Consider the following 15,337-nt stretch of genomic DNA (forward strand, 5'->3'; position numbering starts at 1 on the left):
AGAAGTACATGTCTACAAAACAACTAAAAAACGACAACTTTTTTGTAATTCGTACACCAAGATTAGCCCTTGAACAGTTATCTGCTTTTGGTGAAGAAGGCGCAGATACCAACTTACTATTAAGCGCTTGGCTTGCGACGCCGGGTGTTGAAGAAGCGATCTACTTAGCCAGCCCATCACTACTGGAACGCATTGAACTGTGGCGCACTAAACCCGACTCTAAACAAGGTAAAAAGGTTGCCCATGCACTGATTAAATACATGGTGCGCATGTGCTCAAGACCCACACCATTCGGGTTATTTTCAGGTATTCACAAGGGCATTGTCGCAGCTAATACCGCATTAACTCCCGCTGATCATCGCAATGATAGCCGTAAAACACGCTTAGATATGTTTTATTTATCGGCTTTGAAGGAGCACTTTATCAAGCATGCTTCTCGTTCTGACAACTTAACTTACAAACCTAACTCATCCCACTATTTTGTCGCACAGCAGTGTCGCTATATTGAAACATATCTCTCTGATGACACCATGCAATACCGATTAAGTGCGGTGGAAAGTGACGAATACTTTAGGTTTGCACTGGCACTTGCGAAACCTGGGATAAGTTTCAACGAGCTAGTGTCACGCTTTGCGGGCCATTACCCTGAGGCAGATCAAGAGGAAGTTGAAAGCTATATTCAAGACCTTATCGACGAAGGCGTTTTACTCGCTGATATACCATTGCCACTCACGGGAGATTCACCAGATCATGCATTACTGAAATCGATTTCAGAAATTAAAGAGTTTGATGCAGCGGACAAATTAGCAACTGCGTTATCGCAAATAGATAAATTGGACGAAGCGTCTAGCGGCGAAATTTCGCCTTATAAACAACTGTTATCGCATTTAGAAAGTTTACCTGTAAAAGCGGAAGAAAATAAGCTTTTCCAAAGTGACATCTATCGGGCTTTTGAGCAGTGCAGTCTCTCTGAAATGGAAATTAAGCGCGTACAAAAGCAACTTGAGTTGATAGCGGGCCTTACCGTCACAGAGCCTGCTCGTGGATTAAGCCAGTTTATCAGCCAATTTAATAGCCGTTTTGAAGGTCAGTTTGTGCCTCTTGATGTGATCTTGGATGATGAATCCGGAATTGGGATCTCCACCGAAACTGGGTATGAAGCGCCGCTAGTTGCGGGTCTTAACTTGGCGCGTGGCGGCTCGAATAAAGCGACTGTGCCAGAAGTCAGCATGATCGAAAATCTAGTAGAGCGCGCCCTTAGCTTACCTGAAAATCGTGATAAAGACTGTGTTGTACTTAAGAGCAAAGAGCTCAAATCCAAAGTAAATAACCAAGAGGCTGTACAAAACTTTCCATTCTCGTTTGGCACTATGTTGAGTCTGTTTGAAGACGATAAAGGCCACCCTGTATACAAGTTTAACGGGTGTTATGGCCCTTCATCAGCCAACCTATTAGGGCGTTTTTGTCATCTTGATTCAGCGCTCAAAGAGGACGTGATAGAGCATTTGAAGCAAGAACAGGCACACAGTGAAAATGTGGTCTTTGCTGAAGTGGTTCATATGCCAGAGGGACGACCAGGTAACGTGATTGCACGCCCCCACTTGAGAGATTATGAAATTGTCTTTATGGCGGATAGTTCACTGGATGAAGATTATCAGATCCCGCTCAGCGATTTGCATGTATGGGTAGAAGGACAAAAGGTGAAGCTTTGGAGTAAACGCTTAGATAAACAAGTCATTCCGCGTTTATCTAGTGCGCATAACTATTCAGCTCGCAGTTTAAGTGCCTATAAATTCTTGTGTATGTTGCAAAGCCAAGAAGGACGACCGCCTCACTTTAGAATGCCGTCTAGTACCGAACGTGCAGCCTTCGTTCCGCGCGTAATGTTAGATAATTTAATTTTAAGCGAAAAGGTTTGGCGTATTGAACGTACTGAACTAGAAGCCATAAGCAAAAAAGGGCAGTTTAATCGTGAAAAATTAGATGCGCTTATCGCCAAGTATGCGCTGGATGCACAAGTGAGCTTTGCGATATCAGACAATGTATTACAGCTTGATTTACGTAACCCTGACATGTTCGCTATTTTGCTGGCAGAGACAAAAGGCCATACCAATGTTGAGCTAAAAGAAGTGCTCTCTAATAGCTATCGTTCCCGCGTGGTAGATAACTTGGGTATGCATTACAGCAATGAAGTCATAGTGCCTTTTATCAATGAGCACGCAAAAACGCATACGCATTTCTCTGATGACCCTCATGCCAACATTACCGCAGCCCCAATTAAACGCCGCTTTAGTGCAGGCTCTGAATGGCTTAGTCTCAAGATCTACTCTGGTAACTCACTGGTTGAGCAACTGCTTACCGAAGAACTCTTGCCGCTGATAGAGCAAAACTCGGAGCTGTATGACAAGTGGTTCTTTATTCGATATGGCGATCCAGATTGGCATATTCGACTGCGTTTTCATGGTGACCCTAGTTTGCTATGTGGTCAGCTATTACCACGCTTAAATGCGTTACTGGATCCTAAAATAGAGTCAGGCGAGCTACACAAAGTGGAGTTGATGACCTATGAACGTGAAGTAGAGCGCTATGGTGGTCCAGAGTCGATGAGTTTGGTCGAGTCATTGTTTATGCATGACAGCCGTTTGATAGCGCAAACGTGTGGGCTCATTGACGCATTTGGTGAACATGTCCGTTGGCGCGTCGCTTTGGCCTGTACGCATAGATTACTTAACTTGTTTGAATATAGCGATGATGCACGACTCAAGTTGGTTAGCCACCTTAGAGATGCCTTTGGCCGAGAGTTTAATGAAACGAGCGCGCTACGTAAGCAGCTAGGAAACCGTTATCGCGAATATCAAACTCAGATGGACGACGATTTTATCAAGCTGGTGCCAGAGCAAGCGCAGCAATGTGACGAAGTGCAAAGCGCGATATTGGCTATTCTAGAGCAGTGGCAAGCAAGCGTTGCGCCTGTGATTGAGGTGCTTAACCGACAAATCGCAGAAGGGCAATTAAATTGTACTCGAAACTCCTTGCTTAGCTCATTACTGCACATGCATAACAACCGTATGTTCAAAGCCTATGGCCGTGAACAAGAACTGGTTATTCATGATTTACTGCGTCGTAAGTATTTTTCTGCAGATAAAAAAGCGTAAGCCTTAATAAATAATGAAAAGCGCATTTAAGGCGCTTTTTTTATGCCTAATACGAGCTAAAGCTACGCGCTATGGCTATATATAGAGATAACTTTACATAATAAGGTAATGAGATGAGACGTTTAATTGGCATGTTTGGCGGTATATTGTTGTGTGTGCAAAGTGCGTGGGCGGCGAACATTGCAGATGAACTCAAGGTGTTTGAACCGTACTTAGGAACATGGCAAGCCAGCTTTTCAATGGCGAGTGGGCAACCTGCGGTTACAGATGTAAGTCAGTGGGAGCGAGCACTCAATGGCACTGCCATTCGAACATTGCACTCGATTAATGACGGTGCCTATGGTGGTGAGTCTTTGCTGTTTTGGGATAAAGCAAAGCAGAGTATTGTCTTCTATTATTTTACCACTGCGGGCTTTTACACTTCGGGCAGAATCGAGGTCGTCAGTGAGCATGAGTTTGTCGCTTATGAGTCCGTTGAAGGGAATCAAGATGGTATTACTGAAGTGAAGTCGACAAGTCGTTTCAAACATGGCGCATTCACCGTTTCGACGCAATACCTAAAAAATGGCAAGTGGACTAACCCTGAGCAAAGAACTTATCGTCCGAGCAACAAACAAGTTAAGTTTAAGTGATGTCAACGCGAAGGTTATTTTTTGGGATCGGTTTGGATAGTCCAGCAACGGATGTAATTCAGCGATGGCTAGACGATTCAGTGGCGTATCGTAAAGCGCCGACTTTGTCGCGAAATTGGCACGTCACACTAGCCTTTTTAGCACAAGTGGACACACCCACAACCGACGCATTGATTGATTTTGCAAGCCAGATTGACAGTGCGCCCTTTGAACTTCATTTTGCACAATCAGGCTACTGGTCACACAATGGTATTTTTTATTTATCCCCATCACCTTGCGAAGCTTTGAAAAGCTTGGCTGCGCCACTACGAGATATTTCAGAACAATGGCAACTGTATACCAACCCGTATGCGTATTCACCACATATTACGTTGTTTCGTAATCATAAACCGATACCTCAAGTGCGAGCATCTATAGAGCCCTTTACGCTGACAGTGTCAAACTTTCACTTGTATCATTCGCATACGTTACAAGATGGTTTGCACTATACGCCAATAGCCTCATTTGGTCTCAGCGCTTAATACGTTGGCTGAGTTGGGTTAGTAAAAAATGCGCGAGTCGGCGTATGATGCTCACAGAGCCACTTTGACGAAATAACTTGGCAGTTGCTTTGTTTCGCGCAGCACTGACATGCTTACGGTGGCATTCATCTGCGGCGGCTGACCAATTCTCAGCTCGTATGGCGTTGAGTAATTTTGGCCACGCTCGACTCAGGTTTGGGGTACCAAGGTTATAGGCCATATCAAGGAGTGCCAACTGAACATGACTGGGCATTTTTTTGAAAGGAATGTAACCGTTTTCAGAACAAAATAAAGTGTCTAGCTCACACTCGAAAGCGCTCAACTTTTTATCCAGCAGCTTTAAGCATTCTTCGTGTGGCAAATATAGCTGGCAGTGTTGCTCATACCAACTAGCGCGCCGCCCTTCTGGGAGTTTTGAAATCGTGGCAAACTCTTGCGCTTTAAGGTCTCTGCTCGCCGCTTTCTTTGTCGACTTTTCTCTTAAAGTGATTTTCGCCAGCATTTTTGCATCGTCAATGAGAAAGCCAGCACCTAGGGTTACATTACCACGTGTATCAAGGTATAGGTGGGCAATAACGCCTTCATATAAACAGATATGTTTAGCGGCTAAGTGGCGGTCTAATGTTTTTAGCTGGAACACTTCGCAACCTTTTTGACTTCTGATGCCTTGTTAACTGTGTAGCATTGCTTGAGTAGGGAGCAATAGCAAGTATTTACCTCGATATCAGGTACCATCTCACTGATTTTTTCCCATAGGTTGCTGTTAAAGTTACTGCGAGTCATTGCAAACAAAACTAAATCATTGCCGTCTGCCAATAGTGCATTATTGGGGTTACTGGTGACGTACCAGCCAAATTTTTTCATGTAATTAATGTTGTTGTTATCGGCTTGTACTTCCGTCAAGGCCGCTTTGTAGGCATCGAGACTACAGCAGTCATTTAATAATGCTCTGAGGTTTTGATATGTTGTGCCTTGAAACTCAAATTGCATGGATTTTATTAGCGCGGGGCCGGTGCCTGAGTTAGTGACTTTGACCGTCATACGAGCACGATCTGCCTCAAGGTCATAGTCACTGTAGCTCACTTGTAACCAAGGCCAAGTTTCTGCGTAAAGCTGTCGCTCTGCTGCTGCGACTTGCTCTTGTGCCGCTTTTGCTTGCATATAAGTGGCATAAAAAGAAGCCGCGGAGATTAAAATTGCACAGAGCGCCAATATGCTGTTCATCTTCGAACGAGAAAGGCGCCATTTAAACTTCTTCAATTTTACAGCGTTATTATGTTCTGCTGGCTGTTCAGTGGACATCTCTGGCTTCCTATTATGGCGCGGCTAAGAAAATGGTGAGCCGCTTGCCTATTTGCAAGGTGGAGTGAGATAGCTGATTCCATTGTTTGAGTTTATTCACTGAGACGTTAAATTGTTTGGCGATACGCCATAGGCTGTCACCCGATTTGACCGTATAGGTGTACTGCTGATCTGCGAGGATGGGCAAGATCAACTTGTCGCCAACGCGAATTTTGTCTGAACGTAATTGGTTGAAAGACTTTAGTTGCGATACGTTCAATCCGTAGTTCTGTGCGATCACACTCAAGCTATCACCGCGACGTATGGTATAGGATTGCCATTGTTCATTGGGCATAGTCGGCAGGTTTTGTGCGTAGAGCTGCCAATCTTCTACTTTATTAGCGGGCATAATCAGTCGATTAGGGCCGCCAAGCAGCGCAGGAAAGCGGGCATAACCCGTATTCAGTTCTGCCAGCATTGACCATTCTGGACTGTTGTCGAGTATGGTGGCGTTGGGTAGTGAAACCACAGAGATCGCAGGTGCATTCGCAATGGCTGGAAAATTCATCAGCTGCTGCTTAAGTAGCTGGGTTGCAGCGAGTAACTTAGGTACATAATGGCGAGTTTGTCGCGGTAATTCTAATGCAAAGAAGTCCGTTGATTTTCCTGCTTTACGGTTTTTTTCTATTGCTCTAAATACGCGGCCTTCTCCGGTATTATATGCCGCAATAGCATGGTACCAGTTGCCGTCAAAGCGACGGTGTAAGTAAGTGAGAAAGTCCAGCGCTGCATTGGTTGAGTCTATTAGATCTTGGCGACCATCGTACCAAGGGTTTATTTTAAGACCATAATGTTTTGCAATAAGTGGGGTGAGTTGCCAAAGTCCTGAGGCGTGTTTATGAGAATAGGCTTGCATATCGAAATCAGTTTCAATGAGCGGCATCAGCGCTAATTCAATGGGTAAACCTCGTTTTTCGATTTCAGTCACGATGTAGTAAAGCAAGGGCTCTGCGCGTTCGCTGATTGTGTGCATATAGTTTGGGTGCTTTAAATACCACTCTATACGCTTTTTTACTCTGCTGTGCTCTGATGGCGCGAAGCTAATCTGCTGGCGTATACGCTGCCACACATCTTTTGCATCTTCTGGCGCAGTAGGAGGTGCACTATCAGTATTAATGTCTTGTGGTGCCGTCGCGCTTTGGTGGCTGCTGGTCTTTTGATATTCCGGTATTTCTGATGGAACATCATGGACTTCCTCTGTTACCTGAGTTGACTGACAAGCTGTGAGCATCAGTATAGTGGAGATGAGCAATAGACGTTTGAGCATGATTCAGTCCCTTTATTGTTGTTTTTGTACTGCTATTTTATAAGCTTATGAAATAAATAGACAAGTTAAAAAAACTGGTACAAGTTGAAGGTCTTACATAGTGATTGCTGTTTTTTTGAACTAAAATTGGGTTTGTTGCGTTTAAGTAAAGTAGTTCCATTCAGTAAGGGGTATTTTTATGGACCGCACAGAATTGAAAGAGCAATTTGAGCACAGCTACATGGATCCCGTCATTTTGAGTTACGCAGATTCTAACCATTACCTCGCTGGTGGGTTAGATGTGCTAGGTAATTATCATCTAATCACCGATAAACAGGGGAAAATCGTCACATATAACTCTCTGCGTGAAGCTGAGGTTGAGCTGGTTGAGCTTGGAGCCAAAGAAGCCACTTTTGATATGGAAACCGCCTACGACGAAATGGTAGGCAGTGTCAGCGATGGGCACTGTCGATTTAAGTTGCCACTCGTCCATTAGATAGAATTGGGGCGTAAACGCCCCGTGTTATAGGGTGCCTGTCAAAGACAGTTTGACCACCGGTTGCACCTGTTCATCAAAACGAGTTTCCCCATCGAATATGTCACCTCGCTTTGCGTCGAAATAGGTTTGCGTATAGGTATATTTTGCCGAATTTAGCGCGTTTATTGTGACTTTGACGCGCAGTGAGTTGGACAAAGAATATTCACCAAACGCATTTATTTCAGTGTGATCGCGCTCGACAAAGATTTCATCTTGATAAAAATAAGTCGCAGACTCAGGGAGACTAATGTCTACGCCCCAGCTGTAATTTGGCATGTCGCGTCTAAATTCTATGCTGGCACTATGTGGTGTTAACCCTGTCGTTGCGCGAGTACCTGTAAGCGGATCGTGATAACGTGCGGTTGAATATTCGTAGTCAAGCGACAGCTGGCTACCCGATAAAAAGTTATCTGTGTTCAAAGTCGCAGAGAACGTACTCCCTAAAAGCGTCGCATTGCCTGCATTGCCAAGGCCCGCGCTGCCATTTGTCAGCGTAACTATCTCATGAATATCTTTTTGCCACTGATTGAATACCTTAAGGCTGATAAAGAGGGAGTCCGTTGGGCGGGTATTTAGCTGCGCAGCCAATTCACTGAATTTACTCGGTTGCAATCGGTGATTGCCAGACTGGCTGCGATCAAACCCTGCATCTTGGCTGGTCACAAAGTGCTGAAAGTCGAGTTGATCAACATGGTGCCTAGCTGTGAGTGCAAAGTCCCAATTATGCTTGCTTTCATAACTTAAGCGTACCAGCGGCTTTACGAAATTCAGGTCACTACGATGGGTCGATGCCGCCATGCTCTTGAGCTTGGTATGCTCTGTATTGAGCCGGGTATAAAGCTGCCATTGTTTGTTCATCGTATAAGTGAACGCAACAAATGGTAGGTACCTAATTTCAGACACTCGACTGGCAATTTGGCTACCACTGGCCTGTGTAACGGCATCGAGTTGATTACGGCTGATTTCAATGCCGATCTCCGGCTTTAAAAGGCTGTGCGGCGCGCCAAAGCGAAACTGCATTACTTGCTCTTTATGTGACTTGTATTGCTTAAAAATGTCGTTTTGCTCACCTGTTTCTGTGGTGACTGAAAGGTTATTTGTTGTTTTCTTATTCTGTAATGCAACTAGTTGTAATTGCTTGCCCTGCGCTAATTTTTTCAACCAGTCGGCGCTGAATTCATATTCAACCGTATCAATGGATTCATTGTACTGCCAAGTGTGAGTGAGCGGATGATGCATACGGTCATAGAGTCTACTAAAGTCTGTTTGCCAATCATCTTGCAGCGTCTTTGCTGAGAGTATTAAGCGGTTTGCAGCTTGCTGTCGGGTGCTATTCAGCGACAGTAATCGGCTGTTCAATTTTTCAAAAAAATCTTCAGAGCCCACTTCGGTGATAACTTGCTGCGCAGATTGGGACGCAATAGAGGATACCGATTGATGTCTATCATCCTGATAATGAACGTTGATTTGGTGTTGCCATACATCCATGGGAACAGACAACTGCGCTGCCAATTCACTGGGGCGATACGATTGGTAAGCAGAAGTTAGCTTGCTATGTGCTTGCCAATTGGTTGTGATGCTACTGGTGTGTGTGAGCACATTGATCACTTGATTATATTGGCTGACACTGCCAAAAGGATGCCCAGTACTGTAGAAGTGCAAAGCGGTAATGTGCGCGGCAGGTAATTGGCTCAGTATCTGGCTCAATGACTCGCTCTTGGAAGCGGGCATAGCGCCATTGATCAGTACATTCCCTCCTGCGGCGGACAAACCCCGGCTGGCGGTATTTTGCACTAATGCAAAGCCTGGGATCTGTTCAATTTTATCAAGTGCATTTTGCCCATATAGTTGTTCTAGTGCCTGACCATCATAATTGAGTACTGCAAATTGTGGCGGGTCTATCGTGCTTTGGCTATCTGTATATTCAGGCGCCGCCGAAACCGAGGCGGCCGCAGTATAGAGGAGCACCCCTAACATTGATAAGTGTTTGTTGAGTGACTTTTCCATGGCTTTTTAAGCTTCCAATTACATAAAATCCTGCGCTTATTGGATAAAAACAAACTACTTAAATCAAAGTATTAGGGGTTATTGGACGCACTTTGGGATGAGCGGACCGATGCGGTGCACTCATCCCTATGAATTTAGGGATGAGTGGATAGGAAGTGTCTAAGCGGCATTGTTTAATCGCGCTTTAACTTTTGGTTTAAACGCTTTACTCAAAGCGACAGATTGCCCGTTTTTTAGCAGCACTAGGCCACTGCCAGAAGGTTTAATTTGAATTCGCTCGATAAAGTTTAGATTGACCAAGTGCGAACGATGGGTGCGTATAAATTGCGAGTCTGGTAATTGTTGCTCGACTTGTTTAAGCGTCGTGCGTTTTAAAAATTGCTGCTCTTGGGTATGAAATTCCACATAGTTGCTGGCTGAGTTTATGTGGGTGATATCATCATAATTAAGCTGTGACTTTTTAGCGCCGCGCTCAACCTCGATGCTGCTATCGATACAGTGCTCAGCCCGTAAAAATGTGTGCCAAATATAACTAATGACGAACAGGACCAATGGGTGTGACGGCGCAAAATACAATAAGGTGTATGCGATGCTGTCATCAAAGACGAATAAATCGAAAATACTTTGGTATGTCATAGAAATACACAGCATCAGCGCCAAAATACCAATCAGCTTTTGATGTGTTAATTGTTGTTTGCTGTGATATTGATCTAAGAGACGGAAGATTATGGGTGTGAGCAAGTACCATATCCCCCATTCTTGCAATGCCCATGCGGGGTGATTGTTAATTTGTTGAGAGGCGGGCATAGCAAAGTCATAGAGTATGTAAGTGCCAGTTAAAAATAAGATCAGTGCACTCCAGCCTCCTATGGAAATGGCCCATTCCTTTTTTAATTGCTCTGTCATCATATAACCCTAAATCAGAAACGCAGGGTTAGTTTACCTAATTTCAGGCACTTTCCCATACTATTGCGACGATATTATGAACTTATATTGCTAACCAAATATACAGCGGAAACAGGCTCCTTGTGGTTTTTGCAAATACACGAGTTCACCACCATGTTGCAGCATGATTTGCCTAGACAGGCTCAGGCCAATGCCCGAGCCTTGTTGCTTGGTGGTGTAGAAGGGCACAAACATCATAGCCTGGGCCTGCTCGGTGATCCCTGGGCCATTGTCGATGATATCCACACAGAGCTTGTTACGGTCATTTTTGATGATCTTCAACGTGATCATGGGGTTGTTTTGGTCGCATATATCAAGTGCCTCTACTGCATTTTTACAGAGATTTATTAAAACTTGTTCTATCTGATTAATATCAAGCACACACCGTGCATTGTCTGGCACTTCGGTCATAAAGGTCACACCGGTATGCTGCATACAAAAGAGTTGTTTAATATTTTTTAAGAGCTCGCCAAGATCAACCGTGGTGAGCTGCGGTGCAGGTAAGCTACTCAGCTTTCTAAACTCTTGAATAAACTCACTTAGGTGGGCACTTCTTGACGCCAAAGTAGACAGTGCTAAATGGAGGTCTTGCTTGTCTTCTTCTTCATCAAAACTCAATGAGTCTGGCAACAATGCGATGCAAGTTTGTGCCATTGAAGAGAGCGGGGTGATTGAATTAGCGACCTCATGGGTAAGTACTTTTGTGAGCTGTTTGTATGCGTGTTGCTCTTTGGCATTGAGCTCCTCTTTAATCGATTGCAAGGTAATAACTTTGTATAACTTAGTTTGGATCCACAGTGTACTTACCTGTATATACAAGGTGTCATGGAGCTCATTGTTTTGCCAAGAGAAGGTTTGACGGCTGTTTTTAAGCGTCTTATTAATAAAGTCACTAATTTGCGGGTTGTTGCTTGCTAGGGCATCTATATGCTTGATTTTCAAGCCCAGCAGCTTTGTGACCGCAGCACTTTGCTCGATGATTCGACCGTGATCATTACAGATAAGCATAGCCAGATCCATATGGCTAAATACGGCGTCGATAAATTGTACTTGCTGCTCGGCTGCTAATTGTGCAGCTTGCATTTGTGCTTGTGCGCTACGAAAGTCTTGGCGTAAAGGATGGTTACTTGGTAACCCCAAGGTGTGATCACCATTCGCAAGCGCTCGGAACAACTCCATAGGTACTCGTTTTTCTTTACGAAAAATATGGTGAAGCCAAACGGCCAATAATATTGCCGAAAAGGTAATGACAATCGTGGTGGCGCTGAGCCCGAAAGTGACAATAGCCAGCTGCAGTAACATACCCATACCAACTAAACTGCATGCCGCCATCAGCACCTTAAATTGACTGTTCATGATTACAGCCCGTACTTTTCTAAGCGGCGATACATGGCGCCACGAGTCAAACCTAATGCTTTAGCCGCATGACTAACATTGCCCTGATGGTGTTTTAATGCAGCCCGAATTGCTCTTTGTTCAAGCACATCTAAATCAAACGTGTCATATTCTTGCAAATGGACAGGTTGCGCAGACGTTGGCGCATTAGATGCAATGAGTACATGGTGGATCGCCAGCTCTTTACCTTCAGAGAGGATAACAGCGCGTTCTATGGTGTGGGCAAGCTCACGTACATTACCCGGCCATGAATACTCGCACAGTGTCCGCAACGCACTGGGCGGAAGTGTCAGCTCGCGGCGATACTTTTGTTGGTAACTATGCATATAGTGCTCAACCAACAAGGGAATATCCTCTTTTCGCTCTCGTAGAGGGGGGAGGTTAATTTCTATGGTATTGATTCGATACAATAAATCTTGACGAAACTGACCATCTACAACTGATTGTGGCAGGGCATCATTGGTCGCACAGACCAAACGAATGTCGACATCGATGGGTTGATTGCCGCCAACCGGGGTGATTTGCCTATTTTGTAATGCTGCTAACAATTTCACTTGTTGATCAAGCGGCATATTACCTACTTCATCCAAGAATAAGGTGCCACCATGAGCTAATTCAAAACGACCAACTCTATCCGTTTTTGCATCGGTAAATGCCCCCTTTTTGTGGCCGAATAGCTCACTTTCAAACAAACTACCCGAGACGGCCCCCATATCTAAGCTGATAAATGGCATATGTGCTCGGGTACTCTGTTGATGTATAGCATGCGCTGTTAATTCTTTGCCCGTACCGCTCTCTCCTGTGATTAGAATATTGGCATCAGTTTTGGCTGCTTTATGCAGGGTATCAAAAACGTGTAACATCGCATCACTTTGCCCAATAAACTTACTTTGGGATTGGCTAAGTGCCTGACTCAGCCCTTGAGTCTGTCGCGAGAGTTGATGAATCGCTTGCTTGTCTTGCGCGTGGGCGAGTGCGGTAGCAACGACGGTCAATAATTGGTCGTTTTGCCAAGGTTTGGCAATAAAGTCTGTCGCGCCATTTTTGATGGCTTCAACAGCCAACTGCACATCGCTATAAGCGGTCATCAATACCACTGCAATACAGGGCTCTTGTTCATGAATTTTCTTGAGCCAATAAAACCCCTCCTGCCCGCTAATTGCATCTCGGTTAAAATTCATATCGAGTAAAATGACATCTACTTGATGGATGTTAAGTAACCCTTCTACGTCAAAAGGGTTGTCTGTGGTGAGGATTTTTTTGTGATGTTGCTTTAGTAGCAGCTTAGCGGCGAGCAATACATCTGTATTGTCATCCACGATCAGTATAGTTCCCTGCTTTTCCATGCCGGCGACTCAATGTAGTTATTTTTTGACCCGAGCAGCTTACCGCAAAACCACAGAAAGTGTCCAATTATGGACAGATAAGTGTACTGTAAACGGACACTTATTTAGTTTCTGCCTTCCATATTTATATTAACTGATTGTATTTTAATAGTTTTTTTGTTGGCACCAAAATTGACTAGTAATTAGGTAACTAGGCAAAAGGAGCTGATGTTATGGATAAGAAAATCTCTAATAAAAATCACCGTCGTTACATCAAGCCAGCACTATTTAGCTGCTTCGCTTTGTTGGTTGGTTTTGGCGCATATAGTCTGAGCCAGTCGGCAGAGCAGGGACAAATGCAAACCGTTAATAAGGCTGGGGTGACTGTCAGCTCTGTGATCAGTGGTGAGTTTAAAAACGCGTTGAATATTCGCGGGCAAGTTGTGCCAAAAACAACCATATTTCTAGACACAGTGTCTGGTGGCCGTGTAGAGGGGAAATTGGTGGAGCAAGGTGTTTATGTTGAGCAAGGACAGCCTTTGGTGCGGCTCTCTAACACCAATTTACAACTAGATGTGATGAGTCGTGAAGCTCAAGTCACTGAACAACTTAACTTTTTACGCAACACCCAGATGACCATGACCACTAACACGCTAAACCTTAAGCGCGATTTGTTAGACATAGAGTTACAGATAAGCCACCTAGAGCGCAGGCTTAGACAATCTGAGGCACTGCTTAAAAAGGGCCTAACGAGTCAAGATGAAGTGGATGAGATCCGTCAAGACCTACAGTACAACCGCGATATTCATAAATTAACCCTAGAGCGTCAAAAGCAAGAGACCAGCATTCGTGAAGTGCAACTGGCTCAACTGGAAGACAGTGCCAAGATGCTGCAAAACAATCTGCAATTTGCGCGTAAAAATCTTGAAAGTTTACAAGTTACTGCACCTGTATCTGGATATCTCAGTGAACTAGATGTGCAAGTTGGTGAGTCCAAGCAAGCTGGCGCGCGTTTAGGTCAAATAGATATTCCAGGAGAGTACAAATTAGCAGTGAGCTTAGATGAGTTTTACTTAACACAAGTATCGTTAGGTATGGCTGTGGAGATATCTCATGGCAGCAACATGTTGCAAGCAAAAATCAGCAAAATTGATAGCCGAGTGACCAATGCGCAGTTTCAAATTGAAGCCGAATTGCCGTCTGGTATTCAAGACATCAAACGTGGACAAGGTTTAGATGCTCAATTGATGTTCAGCGACGAACAAGCACAGGCGACATTGTTGCCACGCGGGGCATTCTTTACCACCAGTGGTGGGCATTGGGTCTTTGTACTCAATCGTGAAGGTAGCCAAGCGACACGCCGTGACGTGCGTTTAGGCAAGAAAAATCAACATTACTATGAGGTGATTTCTGGTCTTGCACCAGGAGAGCAAGTGATTACCTCCAACTACGGTAATTTTGACAAAGCCCAAGTATTAAATTTAACAAACTAAAAACGATAAGCACCTATAAAACATTAAGGAACAATCATGATTAAGCTGTCTAATTTACATCGTGTGTTTAGAACACATGATATCGAAACAACCGCATTGAATGGCATTGATCTCACGGTTGAGCAAGGGGAGTTTGTAGCCATAATGGGACCTTCCGGCTGTGGCAAGTCCACTTTACTTTCTATTTTAGGGTTGTTGGATGCTCCCTCTAGCGGTAGTTACAATTTTGATGGGACTGAGGTTGCGGCGTTTTCTGAGCAACAGATGGCAAATTTACGCAAAGCGTCGATTGGCTTTGTCTTTCAGAGCTTTAACTTAATCGACGAATTAACCGTATTTGAAAACGTCGCACTGCCATTGCAGTATCAAAATGTCTCTAAGGCCGAGCGCACTCAGCGTGTGGAAGAAATTTTAAAACGTGTGGCAATCGACCATCGAGCCAGTCACTTACCGCAACAGCTTTCGGGTGGCCAACAGCAGCGGGTGGCGGTAGCACGCGCGCTGGTGATCAACCCGAAACTGATTTTAGCGGATGAGCCAACGGGTAACCTTGATTCAAAAAATTCTCAAGAAGTAATGGCCATGCTACGAGAGTTAAACCGAGACGGCACCACGGTGATTATGGTGACGCACTCTGAAACCGAAGGAAAATATGCAGACAGGGTAATACGTCTCCTTGATGGAACAATCATTGTAGATAAAGCGAGTCAGGTAAATCACACAGCGAGTGTTGCTTAAC

13 protein-coding genes are annotated in these 15,337 nt (G+C 44.5%); 6 read left to right on the forward strand and 7 right to left on the reverse strand.

Translation table 11 applies throughout. From position 1 onward, the window contains the following. The first annotated feature begins 8 nt into the window (after window positions 1–8). The 3 genes from N480_RS08275 to thpR all read left to right on the forward strand — a co-directional run bounded on the left by N480_RS08275 (window position 9) and on the right by thpR (window position 4,308). The gene (locus N480_RS08275; RefSeq protein WP_063372043.1) at window positions 9–3,155 is read left to right on the forward strand and encodes a lantibiotic dehydratase; all 3,147 of its coding nucleotides are present in this window, start codon (window positions 9–11) and stop codon (window positions 3,153–3,155) included. Window positions 3,156–3,268: 113 nt separating this feature from the next. Then, window positions 3,269–3,787, forward strand: a complete 519-nt coding sequence (locus N480_RS08280; protein WP_063372044.1) for a hypothetical protein — start codon at window positions 3,269–3,271, stop codon at window positions 3,785–3,787. Beyond that, complete coding sequence (gene thpR / locus N480_RS08285) at window positions 3,787–4,308, forward strand: RNA 2',3'-cyclic phosphodiesterase (RefSeq protein ID WP_063372045.1); 522 nt, start codon at window positions 3,787–3,789, stop codon at window positions 4,306–4,308. The genes N480_RS08280 and thpR overlap by 1 nt, the downstream gene beginning before the upstream one ends. On the opposite strand, the gene N480_RS08290 is transcribed toward thpR, so the two are convergent. From N480_RS08290 to N480_RS08300, 3 genes are read right to left on the reverse strand one after another with little or no spacing between them, the layout of a single operon-like run. After that, the gene (locus N480_RS08290) at window positions 4,298–4,948 is read right to left on the reverse strand and encodes a glycoside hydrolase family protein (RefSeq protein WP_063372046.1); all 651 of its coding nucleotides are present in this window, start codon (window positions 4,946–4,948) and stop codon (window positions 4,298–4,300) included. The genes thpR and N480_RS08290 overlap by 11 nt on opposite strands. Then, entirely contained in the window at window positions 4,936–5,610 is a 675-nt protein-coding gene (locus N480_RS08295) for a hypothetical protein (protein ID WP_063372047.1), read from the reverse strand. Before N480_RS08295 ends, N480_RS08290 begins: the two co-directional genes overlap by 13 nt. 13 nt (window positions 5,611–5,623) lie before the next feature. Beyond that, window positions 5,624–6,916, reverse strand: coding sequence for a LysM peptidoglycan-binding domain-containing protein (locus N480_RS08300; protein WP_063372048.1), 1,293 nt, complete (start codon window positions 6,914–6,916; stop codon window positions 5,624–5,626). 178 nt (window positions 6,917–7,094) lie between these two features. On the opposite strand from N480_RS08300, the gene N480_RS08305 reads away from it, so the two are divergent. Continuing rightward, the gene (locus N480_RS08305) at window positions 7,095–7,391 is read left to right on the forward strand and encodes a DUF6482 family protein (protein WP_063372049.1); all 297 of its coding nucleotides are present in this window, start codon (window positions 7,095–7,097) and stop codon (window positions 7,389–7,391) included. Between the two features lie 27 nt (window positions 7,392–7,418). On the opposite strand, the gene N480_RS08310 is transcribed toward N480_RS08305, so the two are convergent. From N480_RS08310 to N480_RS08325, 4 genes are all read right to left on the reverse strand, one after another. Further along, a complete protein-coding gene (locus N480_RS08310) occupies window positions 7,419–9,440 on the reverse strand; it encodes a hypothetical protein (RefSeq protein WP_063372050.1) in 2,022 nt (673 codons plus the stop codon). Between the two features lie 159 nt (window positions 9,441–9,599). After that, window positions 9,600–10,346 carry a LytR/AlgR family response regulator transcription factor gene (locus N480_RS08315; RefSeq protein ID WP_063372051.1) on the reverse strand — a complete coding sequence of 249 codons (747 nt, stop codon included), beginning with the start codon at window positions 10,344–10,346 and terminating at the stop codon, window positions 9,600–9,602. A gap of 90 nt (window positions 10,347–10,436) precedes the next feature. Next, on the reverse strand, window positions 10,437–11,741 hold the full coding sequence (locus N480_RS08320; protein WP_063372052.1) for a sensor histidine kinase: 1,305 nt from the start codon (window positions 11,739–11,741) through the stop codon (window positions 10,437–10,439). Between the two features lie 2 nt (window positions 11,742–11,743). Further along, the gene (locus N480_RS08325) at window positions 11,744–13,126 is read right to left on the reverse strand and encodes a sigma-54-dependent transcriptional regulator (RefSeq protein WP_063372053.1); all 1,383 of its coding nucleotides are present in this window, start codon (window positions 13,124–13,126) and stop codon (window positions 11,744–11,746) included. 212 nt (window positions 13,127–13,338) lie between these two features. On the opposite strand from N480_RS08325, the gene N480_RS08330 reads away from it, so the two are divergent. After that, window positions 13,339–14,598, forward strand: coding sequence for an efflux RND transporter periplasmic adaptor subunit (locus N480_RS08330; RefSeq protein WP_063372054.1), 1,260 nt, complete (start codon window positions 13,339–13,341; stop codon window positions 14,596–14,598). A 36-nt stretch (window positions 14,599–14,634) separates the two neighbouring features. Then, window positions 14,635–15,336, forward strand: coding sequence for an ABC transporter ATP-binding protein (locus N480_RS08335; protein WP_063372055.1), 702 nt, complete (start codon window positions 14,635–14,637; stop codon window positions 15,334–15,336). Window position 15,337: the final 1 nt, after the last annotated feature.

The organism is Pseudoalteromonas luteoviolacea S2607 (genome assembly GCF_001625575.1).
GTDB lineage: Bacteria > Pseudomonadota > Gammaproteobacteria > Enterobacterales > Alteromonadaceae > Pseudoalteromonas > Pseudoalteromonas luteoviolacea_E.

What these genes read in the sequence shown, in the direction of transcription:
- N480_RS08275 (WP_063372043.1), top strand. Translation starts at nt 9, where the DNA reads ATGTCTACAAAACAACTAAAAAACGACAACTTTTTTGTAATTCGTACA.
- N480_RS08280 (WP_063372044.1), top strand. Translation starts at nt 3,269, where the DNA reads ATGAGACGTTTAATTGGCATGTTTGGCGGTATATTGTTGTGTGTGCAA.
- thpR (WP_063372045.1), top strand. Translation starts at nt 3,787, where the DNA reads ATGTCAACGCGAAGGTTATTTTTTGGGATCGGTTTGGATAGTCCAGCA.
- N480_RS08295 (WP_063372047.1), bottom strand. Translation starts at nt 5,610, where the DNA reads ATGTCCACTGAACAGCCAGCAGAACATAATAACGCTGTAAAATTGAAG.
- N480_RS08300 (WP_063372048.1), bottom strand. Translation starts at nt 6,916, where the DNA reads ATGCTCAAACGTCTATTGCTCATCTCCACTATACTGATGCTCACAGCT.
- N480_RS08305 (WP_063372049.1), top strand. Translation starts at nt 7,095, where the DNA reads ATGGACCGCACAGAATTGAAAGAGCAATTTGAGCACAGCTACATGGAT.
- N480_RS08310 (WP_063372050.1), bottom strand. Translation starts at nt 9,440, where the DNA reads ATGGAAAAGTCACTCAACAAACACTTATCAATGTTAGGGGTGCTCCTC.
- N480_RS08315 (WP_063372051.1), bottom strand. Translation starts at nt 10,346, where the DNA reads ATGACAGAGCAATTAAAAAAGGAATGGGCCATTTCCATAGGAGGCTGG.
- N480_RS08320 (WP_063372052.1), bottom strand. Translation starts at nt 11,741, where the DNA reads ATGAACAGTCAATTTAAGGTGCTGATGGCGGCATGCAGTTTAGTTGGT.
- N480_RS08325 (WP_063372053.1), bottom strand. Translation starts at nt 13,126, where the DNA reads ATGGAAAAGCAGGGAACTATACTGATCGTGGATGACAATACAGATGTA.
- N480_RS08330 (WP_063372054.1), top strand. Translation starts at nt 13,339, where the DNA reads ATGGATAAGAAAATCTCTAATAAAAATCACCGTCGTTACATCAAGCCA.
- N480_RS08335 (WP_063372055.1), top strand. Translation starts at nt 14,635, where the DNA reads ATGATTAAGCTGTCTAATTTACATCGTGTGTTTAGAACACATGATATC.